The sequence below is a fragment of the Mycobacterium sp. 852002-40037_SCH5390672 genome (assembly GCF_001665875.1).
Taxonomy (GTDB): domain Bacteria; phylum Actinomycetota; class Actinomycetes; order Mycobacteriales; family Mycobacteriaceae; genus Mycobacterium.
The window spans coordinates 1-17,514 of sequence record NZ_LZTA01000063.1 but is presented as its reverse complement, the minus strand read 5'-3'; the positions used below and the strand labels follow the sequence as shown (position 1 = coordinate 17,514).

Annotated in this window: 12 protein-coding genes and 1 pseudogene; 8 read left to right on the top strand and 5 right to left on the bottom strand. The window is 59.7% G+C overall.

Translation table 11 applies throughout. The annotated features are described in order from the left end of the window. Together A5782_RS10240 and A5782_RS25355 are read left to right on the top strand one after the other, a co-directional pair. A pseudogene (locus A5782_RS10240) lies at positions 1 to 684 on the top strand (FeS-binding protein); the annotation flags it as partial. A 403-nt stretch (positions 685 to 1,087) separates the two neighbouring features. Next, complete coding sequence (locus A5782_RS25355; protein WP_082942863.1) at positions 1,088 to 2,833, top strand: SDR family NAD(P)-dependent oxidoreductase; 1,746 nt, start codon at positions 1,088 to 1,090, stop codon at positions 2,831 to 2,833. Here the strand turns inward: A5782_RS25355 and A5782_RS25350 are convergent, their stop codons facing one another. The 3 genes from A5782_RS25350 to A5782_RS10215 all read right to left on the bottom strand — a co-directional run bounded on the left by A5782_RS25350 (position 2,834) and on the right by A5782_RS10215 (position 6,591). Next, positions 2,834 to 3,532, bottom strand: a complete 699-nt coding sequence (locus A5782_RS25350) for a class I SAM-dependent methyltransferase (protein ID WP_197694187.1) — start codon at positions 3,530 to 3,532, stop codon at positions 2,834 to 2,836. 61 nt (positions 3,533 to 3,593) lie between these two features. Then, complete coding sequence (locus A5782_RS10220; RefSeq protein ID WP_067098949.1) at positions 3,594 to 4,934, bottom strand: isoprenylcysteine carboxylmethyltransferase family protein; 1,341 nt, start codon at positions 4,932 to 4,934, stop codon at positions 3,594 to 3,596. Positions 4,935 to 5,073: 139 nt separating this feature from the next. After that, positions 5,074 to 6,591, bottom strand: coding sequence for an NAD(P)/FAD-dependent oxidoreductase (locus A5782_RS10215; protein WP_067098946.1), 1,518 nt, complete (start codon positions 6,589 to 6,591; stop codon positions 5,074 to 5,076). A gap of 576 nt (positions 6,592 to 7,167) precedes the next feature. On the opposite strand from A5782_RS10215, the gene A5782_RS10210 reads away from it, so the two are divergent. After that, a complete protein-coding gene (locus tag A5782_RS10210; protein WP_067098943.1) occupies positions 7,168 to 8,124 on the top strand; it encodes a UbiA prenyltransferase family protein in 957 nt (318 codons plus the stop codon). Positions 8,125 to 8,950: 826 nt separating this feature from the next. Here the strand turns inward: A5782_RS10210 and A5782_RS25340 are convergent. After that, positions 8,951 to 9,019, bottom strand: coding sequence for a TetR family transcriptional regulator (locus tag A5782_RS25340; protein ID WP_082942865.1), 69 nt, complete (start codon positions 9,017 to 9,019; stop codon positions 8,951 to 8,953). A 347-nt stretch (positions 9,020 to 9,366) separates the two neighbouring features. Between A5782_RS25340 and A5782_RS10200 the strand changes: the two genes are divergently transcribed. The 4 genes from A5782_RS10200 to A5782_RS10185 all read left to right on the top strand — a co-directional run bounded on the left by A5782_RS10200 (position 9,367) and on the right by A5782_RS10185 (position 15,952). Continuing rightward, positions 9,367 to 10,374, top strand: a complete 1,008-nt coding sequence (locus A5782_RS10200) for a polyprenyl synthetase family protein (RefSeq protein WP_197694186.1) — start codon at positions 9,367 to 9,369, stop codon at positions 10,372 to 10,374. Positions 10,375 to 10,788: 414 nt separating this feature from the next. Beyond that, positions 10,789 to 12,666 (top strand): 1-deoxy-D-xylulose-5-phosphate synthase, encoded by a 1,878-nt coding sequence (gene dxs / locus A5782_RS10195; RefSeq protein WP_067098967.1) that lies wholly within the window; start codon positions 10,789 to 10,791, stop codon positions 12,664 to 12,666. 195 nt (positions 12,667 to 12,861) lie between these two features. Then, complete coding sequence (locus A5782_RS10190) at positions 12,862 to 14,076, top strand: geranylgeranyl reductase family protein (protein WP_067098937.1); 1,215 nt, start codon at positions 12,862 to 12,864, stop codon at positions 14,074 to 14,076. 460 nt (positions 14,077 to 14,536) lie between these two features. Continuing rightward, positions 14,537 to 15,952 (top strand): cytochrome P450, encoded by a 1,416-nt coding sequence (locus tag A5782_RS10185; RefSeq protein ID WP_231986638.1) that lies wholly within the window; start codon positions 14,537 to 14,539, stop codon positions 15,950 to 15,952. 159 nt (positions 15,953 to 16,111) lie between these two features. Here the strand turns inward: A5782_RS10185 and A5782_RS10180 are convergent, their stop codons facing one another. Beyond that, the gene (locus A5782_RS10180) at positions 16,112 to 17,116 is read right to left on the bottom strand and encodes an ABC transporter permease (protein ID WP_197694185.1); all 1,005 of its coding nucleotides are present in this window, start codon (positions 17,114 to 17,116) and stop codon (positions 16,112 to 16,114) included. Between the two features lie 120 nt (positions 17,117 to 17,236). Between A5782_RS10180 and A5782_RS26770 the strand changes: the two genes are divergently transcribed. Continuing rightward, positions 17,237 to 17,514: hypothetical protein (locus A5782_RS26770; protein WP_231986637.1), on the top strand; the 278-nt coding region annotated here is incomplete at its 3' end.

Below are 17,514 nucleotides of genomic sequence, written 5' to 3'. Positions count from 1 at the left end.
GGTCGCAGCGGTGTCGAGGTGCTCGACGTCGCGCAGATCCTGCTCGGGTCCCTCGAGTACGACAAGGCGACGCTGCCCGAGAAGGGCACGGCCGCCAAGGAGGCCTCCGAAAGGGCCGAAGCGCGGGCGGCTGCAGCGCCCAAGGCCTCGACCGCCACGGCGACCGCGCCCGCCGAGGCGCCGGCCGAGGAGGCACCCGCCCAGGCCGAGGCCGCCCCGAAGTCCGAGGCCCCCGCGGCTCCGGTCAAGGGCCTGGGCATCGCCGGCGGCGCCAAGAAGCCCGACGCGAAGAAGGCTGCGGCCGAACCCGCCGGCGAGACCACGACGCAGGCGGCCGCCCCCGTCAAGGGGCTGGGCATCGCCGGCGGCGCCAAGAAGCCGGGCGCAAAGAAGGCCGCACCGGCGGCCGAGACCGCCAAGGCCGAGGCACCGGACGAGGCCGGCGGCGAAGCCAAGGCACCGGCCGCGCCGGTGAAGGGGCTTGGCCTGGCCGCGGGCGCCAAGCGGCCCGGCGCCAAGAAGGCCGCACCGGCGGCCCCTAAGGCCGACGCGCCCCAGGCCGAGGCGACCGCCGAGGCGGCCCCCGCAGCCGAGACGGCGACCAAGGAAGAAGCTAAGGCACCCGCGGCGCCGGTCAAGGGACTGGGCATCGCACGCGGCGCGCGCCCGCCGGGCAAGCGCTGAAGACTGAAGACCGCTGGGAGACCAGTCCGATAAGGTCTCGGCCCGAATTCTGCAGAATTGCCACAGCGTAGGAAGGCTGCATACGTGCTAGGCCAGCGTAACGACGCGGGACTTTATGCGAAACGCCCGTAGATGCACCAACGACATTGCCACGTATCCGGACAATGCCGTCGCGCTAATACGTTAGCCGAGTTCGTCCCCGCACCCACGTAAGTGCTCGACGTTTCGCGTTCCCCATCGCCAGCCGCATAATCAAGTGCGCCAGATCTTCTCTCCTGCAAACCTTCCACCCTGATGGCTGCGACCTTTTTGCTCGACGAAGAAATCGCGGTCGATCTGCCCCATCAGAGTCAACACAACACTCGACCGGCAACACCATCAACAGCGTTAGCGATCGAAGGCCATGCAAATACAACGACACGTTGTGGTCATCACCGCGGCAGGCAGCCGAATAGGCAGAGCCACCGCTAGGGAGTTCAGCCGCCAGGGAGCGACGGTGATCGCGGCTGATTACGATTTACCGGCGGCCGCAACCACAGCAGACTTGCTCACTTCAGAGGGAGGTCGCTGCGAAGCTCACGGACTCGACGCGACCGACCCTTACACCTGGAATAGGTTCGCAGACAACGTCTATCGCCGTCACGGCGTACCGCGCGTGCTAGTCAACAACACAGTCATCAACGCTGCTGCGCCCTTCATCGACTTCGACGCCGCGCAGTGGGCCGACCTCGTCGCCACGAACCTTTATGGCATCGTCACCAGCTCCCGACTTTTCGCGCACATGATGATCACAGCACGGACACGAGGTCACATCATCAACGTCGCTTCCTCGGGCGGATACGTTCCCGTTCCGCTCAACGCGCCGTATTGCACCGTCCACGCCGCGGTGTTGATGTTTAGCGAATCTCTGCGAATGGAATTGCGCCAACACCACATCGACGTGACCGCCGTCTGCCCTGCCCTCAACCTCACTCGCGCGGACGCCAGCCGGCTACCCGGCACCGAGTCCACGCGCCCACGACAACCGACCGCTCACTCACGGCGATACCCGGAAACGGTGGCGACGGCCGCTGTGCGATCACTAACCAACAAACGGGCGATTCAGCCCGTCACCGCGAGAGCGCATATCAGCTATGCGCTCTCGCGCCTAAGTCCAGCAGCGGCGAACACTTTCGAGCGCCTGGCCGACGTCGACACGGACTCTTCTAAATGTCAGCCCAGGCCAGCTGGCCGAGCTGATGGGTCACTGCCTACAACGGCCGGAATCGTGAACAAGAAAGACATCCGACTCCTCGCGGTCACTGGCGCTGGGAGCGGCATCGGACGTGCGACCGCAGTCCGCTTCGGACGCACGGGCGCACGGATAATCGTCAGCGACATCAACGGCCGCGCTGCCGCCGAGACCGCTGCCATGATCAGCGCTGCCGGAGGCAATGCCTTCGCCTACACCTTGGACGTTACCGACCCTGAGGCCTACGGACAATTCGCCGAACGCGTACGCGAGGAGCACGGCATCTGCGATGTTGTAATCAATAACGCGGGTATCGGGGTCGTCGGGGAAATCATCGACACAACAGAGGCCGATTGGAACCGCATCGTCGGAACAAACCTACTCGGCGTAGTGCATGGCAGCCGAATCTTCGCCCATCAGATGATCGCCGCGCACAAGCCCGGACACATCGTAAACGTCGGATCCGCAGCGGGATTCATGCCAACCCAGAACCTTGCGTTGTACGCCACCACCAAAGCAGCCGTAAAGATGCTGTCCGACTGTCTGCGCGCTGAATTGGCCACTCACCAAATAGGCGTCAGCGTGATTTGCCCAGGAGTCATCAAGACCGATATGTTCGCCACTGCCACTCATCCCACTATCGCAGCGGGAGCAGCACGCCGCCGAACTCAGGTCGCAGTCACCATCACCGATCGGTTTCACTCACTGGGTCTTCTGGCAGGCCCCGACAAGGTCGCACAAGCAATCGAAACGGCCGTCCTTCGCAATCGGGCTCTAACGCTTGTCCGACCAGAAGCCTACGCCGTTTACGCGCTGCGGCGACTGGCCCCTTCCGTATTGCGGGCATTGGTCAGCAGAGCATCACAAACACGCACCCTAGACGCCGGAATCCGCCTGGGAGAGATGCTATGTCGCTGACTAAACGACGCTCTTTGAACATGCGGGCAGCTTTCGGGCCGCAATCCGCCAAAACGCCGGCGCTTCTGCAATCAAGCCGACCGTGACACCCTCCAACTGCAAATCTTGGGTTAAATCGCCCGCCTCGTCCACGCTGATGGCCGCCCCCGCAACGCAGGTGCGAAAGAAATGCGCACCGACTCCCTGCAGAAGACGCGGGTACCGCAGGCACTCGACGGTCTTACGCGAATCCGCCAGGCTACAACCGAGAGATGCTTCGACTACACGCAACTGACCACCGGACCTGAGCACGCGGGTCATCTCAGCCATGCCCAATTGTGGGACCGCCCAGTGTTTGAGCGATCCCACACTCACTACCGCATCAAATGATTCAGACCTAAACGGCAAATCTTCTGCGCTAGCCTGCTGAAAGCGCACCGGATGCGATTGCGCTCGTGCACGGCGGCTAGCACGTCGGACTTGGCCGCTATCAACGTCCACGCCGACGACACACCATTGCGGATTGCGCCGCGCCAGCGCGATCGCGAATTGGCCACCGCCGCAACCGACATCAAGGATTGCCGACTCATTCGGCATGACGTCGGCCAACTCCTCGATGAAAGCAGCGCTGAGGCCGTCCACCCGATCAGCAATCACCTGGTCATACAGCCACCAGACCAGCGGAGGGCAGACCCTCGTTATGTCGAAGCGTAACGCCACCACGATCTCCCAAGTTCAACCATGCAAAATCCGCGCAAAGCGCATCCGGCTACCGACGACACTACGGCGAAAGACTATACCCATAACTAGCTTTCGATTCGTTCGCCGGCTCTTCCCTATTAGTGATGGTCGTCCGACATGACCATTGCGGCAACCCAGCCGGACCACACTTGAAAATCCACCCAAGAAGGGCCAGCGCCAGGTTCGCGTGATCCAATGCCCTTAGCAATGCCGCTACACCAATAGCCCTCACAACCAGCGACTCGTAGATAAAAACCCCGCTACGTACCGGAACCCGCTCCGGCCCAACGACATACCGCAACCCACCCAGCGCAAGTCGCGATAAGAACGCACACACGATAGACGAGATCACGCCTGGTGAAACCGTCAGCACCGCGCACTGATCCGGATCAACCGACACGCAGCATGGCCGCCAATTCACCCACCATGCTCGTACCTGACCACGATACATGGCGAATTCTGCTCCGAATCGCTCTGTGAGCTCTCGGTGCTCAGTCAATGTTGACATCAACATAACGATGCCAAACAAAAGCAATAATGTTGCGAGGACCCAACCGTCGCCAATCATCAAACCCCATGTAAACACCACCGCTGAACCACCGAGCTGCATGGGATTACTGACATAGGCGAAAGGCCCCGAGCATACAAGATGTTTCGGTGGGTCAAACGGTACTGGCGTCCCCCGGCCGCTGATCGCGCACTCTGCGACCGCTTGCAGACCAATAGCTCCGCCCAATACTACGAATACACCACAAGCAACCCACGCCCAAAAGTGTCGATGCACCAGCGAAGTCCAGCCTCCTCCGTCGACGCTGAACACAATCGTCGGGACCACGTACCCCATCAACAAGGTGAAACCAACTACCTGGATCGCCACCCGCAAGTACAGGTAACTGTCACGGGCGGTCGCGATTCCGAGAGTCGTTGCGGGCAATAGCACTACCAACACATTGACAAGTTCCCCAATCAGCCAGCTCTTATGCAACGTGACGACCGGTTCGAAGCGACCCATAAACAGCGCATCTATCGTCACCATGGTTATCACTGTGGCGATGAGAGTGGGAATCAGTCGCACACTCGGAAATCGAGACGCCACGATCGATGGCGTAGTGCCCCACAGCAGCGCCCATCCGAAGATGAGGTCTACTGGCACCCCCGCAATCTGACCGTTGGCACCGAATGACCACCATCCCACGGCAATGGCCACCACATTGACGATCAAGATTGTTACGCAGGCCCAAACAGTCGCGAGAATCACCCCGCAGAGGACACGCCGAGTCGGCCTCAACCAGAGAAGAAAAAGACAAACAATGGCCATCGGGGCCACACTGGCGACGAGACGCAATACGATTTCATCGTGCTGAAGCGCTAGGCCCACCACATGCCCTCCCTCGCCACCTTGTCGAAAGGTACTTCAACGCCTCCGCGACCGTGAGGATTGGAGGTGTATCCTCCGGGGCGTAGTGCCCCTCCCCGGCAACTGCATCGTGAGGCGATGCCTAGTGCCCCGGCGCGGGACATCATTCTGTTGCGCTTCGAGCAACGAAAGAGGCAGCACGAGGCCCGAATTCATAGTCAGCCATGGGGAACCGGCGATCACGCCAACGCGCTTGGACGGTGGGCCTGACACGTACAAGCCGAGGAAGTCCATGCTCGTTGAAGTAATAACTGTTCGCCGTCTGGCAGCGCCCGTCCCTCCACACACTGGCACCTAGCAACTTCTCCATCTCCGTGACAAATCGTTGCTGGGCGGCTGCTTTCACTTCGAACGTCGCTGCATCACACCTACGCATCTCAAGAAGTACTCGCCGTATATGGGTCATTTGTGACTCGACCGCAAAAAAGTAAGACAGCCCGGCGAAGGAGAATGGCCCGCTGAGATAAAAAAGATTAGGAAATCCGGCTACTGTAATGCCCTCATACGAGTCATAGCCATGCTGATGAAAAGCCTCCCCCATCTCAATGTGATGTGCGCCAACCACAGGGAAAGGTGGAAAATTCCCCCGCTCTTGTAGAGCGAAACCTGTTGCAAGAATCAATGTGTCTATTGGGCGTGTGACGCCGTCACTGGTGACGACACCTTCCGCGACCACACTTTCGATCGGCGTGGTGATCAGCTTGACGTGACTACGATTGAATGCGCGCAGGTAAGCGTTAGAGAAGGTAGGACGTTTGCACCAAAATGTGTAGTCTGGCGTAAGTTTCGCTCGTACCTCAGGGCTACGTACCTGTAGCCAAAGGTGCACCTTGCATAACGCCTGGCAAGCCTGGATCCCAACGGGAAAGTACCGATGCACAAGAAACGCCAACGCCAGCACTTCATTTACGGCGGCGCTAAGGTGTCTAATTACCTTTTGAGTCAGAGGGAACGCCCTGAATAGCGCGCGGATGAATCGAGGGAACGGAAAGTCGATCTTTGGCGCCACCCAAATGGGGCGACGTTGATAAACATCCACGCGCGCCGCTTTCGCAGCAATCTCCGGCAAGAGTTGCACCGCGGTAGCACCGGTTCCTATCAAGGCGATCTGTGCGCCGGTGGGGTCGTACTCGCCGTCCCACGCCGCGGTATGCAATACCTTGCCTTGAAACGAGCTCAGCCCCGCGATATCGGGTTCCTTGACCTGCGACAGCAGGCCCGTCGCAATGATCAGAATCCGACATGTCATTGACACGCCTGCGTGCGTCGAGACGCGCCAGAGTTGTTGCTTCTCGTCCCATCTAGCAGCAGACACCGTGATGTTAAACCGAATACGGTTACGCAATTGGTAATCGCGGGTAATGCGATCAGCGTATTGTTGAATCTCCGCCCCCGGGGCGTACAGCCGAGACCAATCTGGGTTGGGGGCAAAGGAATACGAGTAAGTTGGCGCTGTTGTGTCGACAGCTATCCCTGGATATCGGTTGGCATACCACGCACCACCGACGCCATCAAAACGCTCGAGAATGATGAAATCGTCGATGCCGATCTTGCTAAGTTGGATAGCGGCGCCCAGCCCGCTAAATCCGGCGCCAACGATGATGGCCTGGATATCTGGCACGTGCGCAGGGGAAGCGGGCCGAAGGACGGCTTCCGATTCTGTGTTGTCGAGGGTAGTGATGATAACAACCCTTCCCGGTTTCTCTGCTGCCCAACGGAGTTGAACCACTTGCGCCTTGCCGCACAGCCACGCTGCATTCGACCAGCGTCCGGCCTCGACGACCGAAAGCCAACAGTCAAGACATCATCAATCGAAAACCGTGATCTAGCAACGGGTCACGTTGTGCGCATGACGACTCGAGGCGGCTGTCTAATGGATCAGAGTTTGTGTGCGCCTCTGACGATGAGGAATTGTCGACGCCCACACTTCACGCCGCCTCAGGGCCCGACGTCTTCTCGCGGCGTCCAACTGCAGACTTTGGTCGGTTGGACAGGGATGGTGAGCGCACCGAAGCTGAATGACCCGTAGCTGCCCGAATCGGGGCATATCCCCAGCCAACTGGGCCACCGCGCGGGTGAAAGCCGTTGGTAAGGCGATTATTTGGGATCGCGGAGACTGTCCGGCATGATCAACGTTCATTGTGCCGCACCAGTGCGCGTTGTCTTAACCGCTTAAAACGATTCAGGAGCGAAGCTGATGATTCAGCAGGCGTCCTTACAGAAGTACAAGCAGCTGAGCCGATTACCTATCGGTGTCGTCATGGTGATGCGCCCTTGGATTTGGGGTGCGGCCATTCCGCCGTTCTACCTCGGCTACGTCATTGCCACGAGGCAGATAGTACCCGCTGGGTGCGTCTCGTTCGATGTGCACAGATGCTGGTCGGAAAATTGGCGCATGCTGATCGTCCTCAGCGTTACCGGGTCAATGTGCTGGTTGTTCAGCTTCCTTCTCAACGATATCTACGACTTGCCTGCCGACCGTGACAACCCTCGACGACAGAAATCCCCACTCGTCAGAGGATGGATCTCGCCTCGGGCGGCGCGCACGATCGCGGCGCTCTCCGCGATGTTGGCGATCGTCGGAGCAGTAGCCTGCGGACGTGATTTTGTTATTGTCGCCGCGGCATGGCTGTTCATCGGTTGGGCCTACAGTGCACCCCCGCTACGCCTGAAGAATCGCCCCGGGTTGGACACCTTCGCCTGCGCCATCGCAGTAGGGGCCTTCGCGCCAGCCCTGGGATGGGCCGCAGCCAAACCGCTCGCTGAGTTGCCGTGGGCGATACCTGTGCTCGGCGTCGCCTCCATCGTTGCAATCTACATACCGGCCACGATCAGCGACTACGAAACAGACAGGGCCAACGGTGTACAGACGGTCGCAGTTCGGCTCGGCCGGGATAAGGCTTACTGGATCGGGTTTGGCGGCAATGTCGTCGTTTTTCTCGTCACGACGGCCCTCGATAGCATGGATTCGATTGTTCCGCGCCGGATGCTACCGATCCAAGTCACGGGCGGGCTAATCATGATGACGCTCTACCACATCCTGCTCCATCGCCAACACGACCAACGAGCGATTTGGCGTGGCCTCTCAATAGTCGGTCTCTGCGCCATAGTCTTTCTCGGTGTCTTTGGGCTAATGTATGCGGGCTGGATATAGGCAAAAGCTTTCCAGGTATAGCCAACTTGCCTTTCAGACGCAGCCGTGCACCTTCGGGGACGCCGTTTCGAAATGTGCAGTCGAAGCGTACCCCGATAGATAACCGCCGCACGTGCTTTGGATCCCACCGGCTCTGCCGTTCGACAGTCGCCCGATACTGATCGAGCGGCTTACCGCAGTCCTAGTTGCCGATGACCGCTTGTGGAACTCGCGCTCGAAACTCACTGAGTGGAAGGTAGTCGGACTGGAGCCACGCCGAATTGATGTGCACAAAGGCGCTGTTGCGCCGGCACAATTCGGCTGCCCACTCCTTCCCGGGTGGGAGGCGCTGGGTTGATTGGTTCAACCAAGGGTGGCCGCTCGCCCGAGGATTTCGGACCGCTATCGGCCGACATCAAACATGATGAGGCGCGCTGGCACTAGGAAATTGATTCAATCCGTCCAGCGAGCAACGCCGTCCATTCAAGGATGTAGTCGTCGCTGGTGGTGTCGTCAGGCACCACCGGAAGAACGGTCTGTTCAAGCTGTCTGCCAAGCAGTGCGGTGATTCCGACACTCGCGAGTCTTCGCGCATCAGAATCAGAAATTTGCACAGCGCACCCCCTGAACCCCGCCGCGAGCTGCGAGCGCAGGCTGGTGATGAGCGCGGCGTAGGGGTCGTTAAGACGGGGCGACACGTCGGCCGGTGTTCGAGCTGCGACACGGAGGAATTCGCTCTCCCTACTAAAAGACGCCCAACAGGTAGCGACACAGCAACGTCAATTCTGTGTGCGGTTCGCCTTGACCATCGAACAAGACCGTGAAGTCATCCATCTCCCGGCGCCGCTCATCTGGCCGCCTTTTCGATCTGGGTAATGCTGGTCGCGCGGTACCCCTGCTCAGCAAATAAGCGCATTGCTTCGCTGACCAATCGAGCCTTCGTCGACCACCCACCGCACCGACGATAGTCTAAGACTCTACTTATGCTTCGTCCGCACCGCCGTTGTTTAAGTCAAATACAACGTATGCATTGCGCACCAGGTATGTTTTAAGCCGTCGCATTAGATGCGGCAGAGCCTCGCTTTCGGGCCATCCAACCATGTCCAGATTTCCGCCCACGATGACGAGGCCGTACAACTGCACACGCTCCGCAGTTGTACATGACACGCCAGAGGTAAGCGGCCGGCGCCGCATCCATCGCGCACCAACGCGGGTAGCGATAACGGGATTTCGCGCTCGCCGGCGAGCAAGTATGTTGACCGCGTGAACATACCGGTAACGGTGGTAGCGGGAGTCGAATTCGATGACCCGGTTGTCGCCTTGAATGTCCACGACGGCGTCGCCCGCATCGAAGACCTCATCGAGGGCGAACTTACAAACGGTGATGTGCTTCTGCGCGACGCAGTCCTTCACCTCTTTCGAGCGGGTGGCAAGCGATTTCGGCCTCTGTTTACCGTGTTGTCCGCTCAACTAGGGCCAGACCCAGATGCCTGGCAGGTAACAACGGCCGGAGCCGTCATCGAATTGGTCCATCTGGCAACGCTTCACCACGACGACGTGATGGACGAAGCGAGAATGCGCCGGACAGTACCGACCGTAAATACACTCTGGGGCAATCGGATTGCGATCCTCGCCGGCGACTACCTCTTTGCGACCGCGTCACGTCTGGTTGCACGCTTGGGCCCTGAAGCCGTCACAATCATTGCCGACACGTTTGCCCAACTCGTCACCGGCCAGATCCGTGAAACACGTGGTACGGCCGATCGAATCAACGACATCGAGTACTACCTGAAGGTAGTGCATGAGAAGACAGCGTGCCTGATCGCCGCAGCGGGGCGATTCGGGGCCACCTTCTCTGGCGCTGGACACGATCAAGTAGAGCGCCTCGAACGCTTGGGTGGTTTGATCGGTACTGCGTTCCAAATCACCGACGACATCATCGACATCGACTCTGACCCAGAAACATCCGGAAAGCTCGTAGGGACTGATCTACGGGAGGGTGTACATACGCTTCCCGTGCTTTATGCCCTCCAAGAAGAGGGCCCGGCCGCTGAGCGGCTGCGCAACCTCCTAGCCACACCAGTCGATTCCGATGACAAACTCGCCGAATGCCTCGCCCTGCTGCGCCTCTCCGACGGGATAAGAAGGGCAAAGGACATGGTGGCCCAATATGCAACGCGTGCCGAGGAGGAGCTAGCCGCGCTTCCGGAGTGCGCCGGTCGGGCCGCTTTGGCCACGGTATTAAAGTTCGCGATCGATCGCCATGGCTAACGTTACGAGCAAGCCAACGAAGCCGGATCGCAAACAATAAGTTCCAATTGGACAATGCCGCACCGGATCTCGCCCGGCCTCCTACCTACGCCCATTCGAAGATTTCACAGTTGTGACGGATCGAAAGGAAGCGGACGTGACAGGTATATGGCACCCTCCAGTGGTTGCTTCGCAGCGCGCGCTCACGTTACGTTCTTGCACACCATCTGCCAAACAGCCTTCCGCAATCGGTAGCTCTGCTAGCCGCCCTCACGGGGGTGAACGCGAATGGATGCCTCACCAGAGGCAATGGTCTACTTCCGGGTCAAGACTGCCAACGAGCGGATCACAGTGGAGCGCAGCGACTTCGGAGGTATGCGACAGTTGGACAGCTATACCGATGATGCACTCTCCTGCCATGGCCGGGAACCGGCCATGACGACACTGCTGAACCGCATCAATGACCCGTGTGATCTCCAAGGACTGACGACACACGACTTGGCCTGCTTGGCCGCCGAGATAAGGGCTTTCCTAATTGAGAAGGTCTCAGTAACCGGCGGACACCTGGGACCAAACCTCGGGGTCGTCGAACTCACCATCGCCTTGCATCGCGCCTTCCGCTCCCCCCACGACGCGATCCTCTTCGACACAGGCCATCAGTCCTACACCCACAAGATTCTCACCGGTCGCCGTGATCGCTTCGATCATCTACGCACGGCGAGCGGACTGTCCGGTTACCCCTCACGTGCCGAAAGTTGCCACGATTGGATCGAATCCTCACACGCATCAGCCGCGCTCTCCTACGCCGACGGGTTGGCAAAAGCCTTCACGCTGTCAAACATGTCGGACCGTCATGTCGCCGTGGTGGTGGGCGACGGCGCGCTCACCGGGGGGATGTGCTGGGAGGCGCTCAACAACATCGCTACCAACTGCCACCATCCCATCGTGATCGTGGTAAACGACAATGGCCGATCTTATGCACCGACGATTGGCGGTGTCGCCCAGCGGCTCTCACGGCTAAGGACGAAACCTGGATGGGACAGAGCGTTAAGGGCTATCAAGCGTGAGCTCTCCGAATTTCCGGTGTTGGGAAGGCCCTTATACGCCTTACTCCACGCCATTAAGGCTGCCCTAAAGGATGCGCTGGCCCCGCAAGCACTGTTCTCCGATCTAGGTATTAAATACTTGGGGCCGATCGACGGACACGATATTGCCGCACTAGAACGTGCCCTCCAACAGGCCAAAAGCTTCGGGGGTCCGGTCATCGTGCACGCTGTCACGGTCAAGGGCATGGGCTTTGGGCCCGCAGAGACTGATCCGGCGGACCGGATGCATTCCTGCGGACCAATCGATCCTCTCACCGGGACACCCAGGACGGCGGCCGCCGCCACACAGTGGACCGACATCTTCGCCGCCGAACTGCTCCATTGGGGCGAACAACGTCCGGACATCGTGGGCCTCACCGCAGCTATGCCTGGCCCGACCGGTCTTGCAGAATTCGGCGCAAAATACCCAGATCGCATGTTCGACGTAGGAATCGCCGAACAGCATGCCGTAACCTGCGCTGCCGGACTCGCACTTGGCGGCCTTCATCCAGTAGTCGCCATCTACTCCACCTTTCTGAATCGAGCGTTTGATCAGGTCATGATGGACGTCGCCCTTCTTGGTCTGCCCGTGACCCTAGTTTTGGACCGCGCAGGGATCACCGGCTCAGACGGCGCCAGCCATAACGGCATGTGGGATCTATCGATCCTTGGTGTAGTGCCTGGTATGCGGGTTTCGGCGCCACGCGACGGACACGCTTTGCGTGAACAGCTTGCCGAAGCTCTAGCCATCCAGGACGGTCCGACCGCGATCCGCTTCCCGAAAGGACCTGTCGGCGCAGACATCGACGCGCTCGAACGTATTGAGGGAGTGGATATTCTCTACCATCAACCAGCACCGGATATCCTCCTAGTTGCCGTAGGCACGATGGCAGCCATCTCCGTTGAGGTCGCCACCGCCTTGCATCGCCGCGGCACCAACGCAGTGGTGGTTGATCCTCGCTGGGTACAGCCTGTCCCCGACCAGGTAGTCAAATTCGCCAGCGATGTCCACCTAGTAGTCACCGTCGAGGAGTCAGGACTACATGGCGGTGTCGGGTCTGCCGTCGCATCGCGCATGCGCGATGCACAGATAGATACCCCGGTACGCAACATTGGCGTGCCACAATGCTTCCTGCAACAGGGTTCACGCGCTCAAATCCATAGCGAGCTTGGTTTAAGCACAGCCGACATCCTGGCGCGCATCGACGCATGGACTGCTCATAGCTAACCCACCCAGATGCGCGGAAACGCGATAATGCAGTCTCGTTGCCGGGCAATCCAGGAGCAACCGAGACGCCCTTTAACGGTCACTGAAGATGCCGATTCCACTCCGCCCGTGGACAAATGACGTCACTCTTAACACGGCTGCGTGATGTTCTTTGCCCACTGGCCTTAAGCCGCCACCTAATGCAATAGTGCGGCGATGGCCACGAGCACAGAGGTTGTCGTCGTCGGTGCTGGTCCAGCTGGCTCGGCGGCCGGCGCATGGGCCGCCCAGGCCGGATACGATGTGACGGTCATCGACGCGGCGACCTTCCCACGCGACAAGCCATGCGGTGACCTACTGTCCCCCAGAGCAGTTGCCGAACTTCGCCGCCTCGGGATGAGCAGTTGGCTCACCACGCGGGCATGCCACCGCGGCTTAGTGATGTCCGGGTTTGGCGCGCAACGTGCTCTTCCATGGCCGACGTGTTCACTTCCCTCAACGAGCACGGCCGTTCCACGCCGAGAACTCGACGATCAGATTCGTCGGGTCGCCGCAAGCAGGGGCGCAAAAATGATTCTCGGCACGAAAGCTGTTTCAGTGCGGCATAACTCAACGGGCGCAGTAGAAGCACTGATACTCAATAACGGAGACGAGATACCTTGTCGGTGGCTAATCGTCGCCGATGGTGCCCGGTCGACGCTCGGGCGCAGACTCGGGCGCGTATGGTGTCGGGATTCGGTTTACGGCGTGGCGATTCGCTGCTACGCATCCTCACCACGCCACAGCGAGGATTGGGTGAGCGGCGACTTATTCACTTCACGGCACGGCAGGCCGGTACCCGGCTACGGATGGGTGTTCCCTCTCGGGAACGGAGAAGTCAACATTGGCGTGGGAACCATGTCGACTCCAAAGCGACATGCCGACATGGCACTACGGCCTCTACTCGATGACTATGTCGCACTTTGCCGCCAGAAGTGGGGATTCAGCAGTGACGTACGAGCGCCGCTTTCGGCGGCATTGCCGATGGGCGGTGCAGTAACAGGCGTAGCGGGCCCCAATTGGATGCTTGTCGGTGACGCAGCGGGACTTATTAATCCGCTCAACGGAGAAGGCATCGACTACGCACTGGAATCAGGACGTCTCGCGGCCGAGTTGCTCGATGCTGATGACGTGCAGCACTGGCCTAACGTGTTGCGGCACCACTACGGCCGCAGCCATTCCGCGGCACGGCGGTTGGCGCGCCTGTTGACCCACCCAACCTTTCTCACGACCCTCGGTCCGCTGGGCATGCGCTCATCGATACTGATGGCAGTTGGTCTACGGATAATGGGCAACCTCATCACCGAGGACGACGCCGATTGGATAAGCAGAACCTGGCGCACGGCCGGGGCAATGTCCGCCCGCACCGAGCGGAGATCTCCTTTCACATGACAGGCGCGTGCCCAACACAGGGTAAGAACATTCGTAAAACACAGCCTTTACCACCTGCAAGCTTCCAGGTTGTAACCTCGACCAACGCGTGCATCACGCAAGCACATTCGTGCGGCCACGCCAGAGCCGGGCTGCACGACCAACTGCCAAATGGTCGCACTAGTAACTCATCTGACAGCCCAATCGCGAAAGATGCTGCATTTACCAGCACCGGGATTCGGTGCAGGCATAACCGTCACGCGTCGTGCCGACAGCAATGGCGAGATCCGCTCGGCAATAGTGAAACTGGCAAATTTAAACGGAAAACCATCCCGCTAGCCCCGCGCAGTCCTCTGTGGAAACAGACAGTCCCCCAAAGAATCAATCGCCGATGCACCCAATGTCTGATCAGGTCCACACGGTTGGTGCGTGACGACCGATGGTTGGACGTCTGGTCATATGCACGAGGTGTTACCTTGAGATGAAATACATCGCCGGAATGACAAAACGCCGGAGCAGTTATCGGCCAAGCAGCCGCCCACCCGGTCCCAACCTTGCCCAAGTTGCCGCTTGCGTTGTCAGACTGCCAAATCCCGTCTACACCCTCCTGCCGGAAATCGCGCGCCGGTACGGCGATGTCGCCAACGTACCTGTGCCGTTGCCAGGTATGACAATGACTCTGGTCAGCCACCCCGACCACATCGAACACATCCTGACACGAAATCACACGCGATATCCCAAACATAAATCGACCCGTGAGCTGTTCTTCGACCAGCCCCCGGCGCTGCCAATCCTTGAAGGCGAGGAGTGGAAGCGAACACGCCGATGGCTTAATCCGCACTTTGGACAGAAGGCTCTCGACGCCGTCGGTGACCAAACACTGCAAGGATTGTCTGAACGCGTTGCAGCCTGGGCCACACATGTCGGGTCAGCAAAGGTGATCGATCTGCAACACGAACTCGGAGTGGTCGTCGCCGACGGCTTGGTGCGGTCGATCCTGAGCCGGCCCTTGTCCACCGAGCAGTTGGACAAGTTCGTCGCCTCAACACAGGACTATGGGCGCTACGTGATGGTGCGCATGGCCACCTACTTCCTACCCCAGGCTCTTCCCAAGCCCTTTCGTGCGCGAGGAGAGGCCGCAAAGCACTTCATGTTGACCCAGTTCGACGAATTCATTACGCGCCGCAAGGCCGAAGGGCCGCGAGAAAGCCAAGACGTCCTCGACGTGTTGCTGGCCATGCCATTTACAGGCTCTGCGCAGGCACACGAAGCGCGAGTGCGTTCAGAACTCCTCGATTTGGTGCTCGCCGGCGTGGAGACTACAGCGGCAGCAATCGCATGGTCAGTGGCCTTACTGTACGCAGACCCACTAGCACTCGCCCGAGCGCGCGCCGAGGTCGATGCCCTCGATGGCGAACCCCTCGAATACCGGCACCTGCAAGACCTCACCTATCTTCGCTGCTGCTTCGACGAGGCCCAGCGCATCCAATCCGTCACCCCGGTCAACCTACGAACGGCGAGAGAAGATGACGAAATAGGCGGCTACTTCATTCCCGCAGGCTCACAGGTCCTATTTTCCCCCTACGGATTGCATCACGATCCACGGTATTGGGTCGAACCCGAGAAGTTTCGGCCAAGCCGATTCCTGGACGACTCAATCCGCCGAAATGCGTTCTTACCGTTCAGCATCGGGCCGCGCAAGTGCATGGGATACCGCCTCGCCAATATCGAAGGCGTGCTCACATTGGCGGCAATTCTACAGCGCTATGAGATCAATTTCCGGCCCGGTTGGCTACCGCGACATGTACTTCGTGGGGCCACCGGATTATCCGGTGGATTGCCCGTCACGCTCGACTGGCGATCCTCGCCATCGCGCGCGCAAGTGATTAAATCCTAGGGCCGCACGCTAGGAACGATCTGCGGGCCGCGCAAACGGCACACCATCAACAGGCCAGCGCGACCCGAACGCGGTTGGGTCACCGCCGCCCAAAAGTCTTCTGCCGCGGCAAAATAGAACGCCCTGGTTTCCGAAAAGATCGGCCCACTGCCATAAGAGTTACTGGTCTGCAATCGAGTCGATGATATTGGTCCTGCCGGCGCGCATCGCGGCACCCACTGCCGCCGCCGCGCAGAGCAGCACCGCCACAACGGGATACGCCCAGAAGATTGGTTGAGCCCGAAAATCGATGATCAGGCCAATCGACGTGGAAAGGACCGTCACGCCGATAAATTGAGTAAGCAGACCGATGACCGTCCCGATTACCCCGCCCACCACGCCAATCGTCATCGCCTCGGCCAACGTAGCGCGGTAGATGAGACCGCGTCGGGCACCAATCGCACGAAACACGGCGATTTCCTTCTGTCGTTCGATCACCGATAGCAAAAACGTATTGAAGATGCCCACTGTCACTACGACGGCGATGATGAGCTGAACGGCCACCGACAGCGCCCCCACCTGCGCGACGGCCCGCATCGCCGCAGAATAACTTGCATCACCACCATAGACGTGAAGACCGCTGCCCAGCACGGAGGCTATAGCGCGCTGAGTCTCAGCCACGTTCGCACCACGTCTTAGATGCAGTTCGAGGTAGGTCGCGCCAGGTCGTGAAAACCAGTTCTGCAAATCAGCCAGCGGCATCGCGACCATTCCAGCGTCGAAGGTCAAAAAGTCCACCACCCCGATGATCCGAGCAGTTTTGGGCCCGTTCGGCGTAGCTAATGTGATGCTGTCGCCGGCAGTTCCAGCCAACTGCCGTGAAATCAGCACACCATCACCGCGGAAAAATGCGGTGCGCGTCGACGCAGGGAGCCGATCCAGGCCCGCCGTCAACCCACCAGGCATAGTGCCCTGCACCAGGATGCGCCGGCCAGCGTATGTGGCATAGGCGTACTGCCCGGCAATCACCGTTGACACCTGGGGTATCTGACGCAGACGGCTGTCCAGGCCCGCCGGAAGCACCGGGCCAGTCGGGATCTGCTCAGCATCTGGAGAAGCCACAAACAGGGGTACGCTTCTCAGCGGCTCAGCGAGCTTGGAGACAGTCCAAATCAGATTGCTCATCGCCCCAGAAGCTGTGATTCCCACTGCGACAGCGACAATTACGACCATCGTACACACCCATACCCGGCCACGTGCGCGCGCGAGGACCGATGAGGCGATGATTCCGCCACGACCCAACCAGTGTGCGAGAAAGACGACAACGGCGACGAGTGTGCCCGCGAACGCGTAACACAGACCCAGCCCGCCAAGAATGAACCCGACGCAGGCTCCAAGGGCCCGACCGTCATGGAAGCGCAAGGCACCATACATAGACCCCGCAATGAGCACTGCGCCAACGGCTCCCACCGGTACACGCAACGGCTGGACAAACTCGTCAAGGCGCCGGATTTCGGCTCTTCCCACCGCCTCAATCGGCGACAACCGCGCAGTCAGCATGACACCTCCATCGTATACACATC

Bases quoted from the DNA above. Each gene is read 5' to 3' on its own strand.
- A5782_RS25355 (WP_082942863.1), top strand. From the start codon at position 1,088: ATGCAAATACAACGACACGTTGTGGTCATCACCGCGGCAGGCAGCCGA.
- A5782_RS10210 (WP_067098943.1), top strand. From the start codon at position 7,168: ATGATTCAGCAGGCGTCCTTACAGAAGTACAAGCAGCTGAGCCGATTA.
- dxs (WP_067098967.1), top strand. From the start codon at position 10,789: ATGACGACACTGCTGAACCGCATCAATGACCCGTGTGATCTCCAAGGA.
- A5782_RS10190 (WP_067098937.1), top strand. From the start codon at position 12,862: ATGGCCACGAGCACAGAGGTTGTCGTCGTCGGTGCTGGTCCAGCTGGC.
- A5782_RS10185 (WP_231986638.1), top strand. From the start codon at position 14,537: ATGAAATACATCGCCGGAATGACAAAACGCCGGAGCAGTTATCGGCCA.
- A5782_RS10180 (WP_197694185.1), bottom strand. From the start codon at position 17,116: ATGAGCAATCTGATTTGGACTGTCTCCAAGCTCGCTGAGCCGCTGAGA.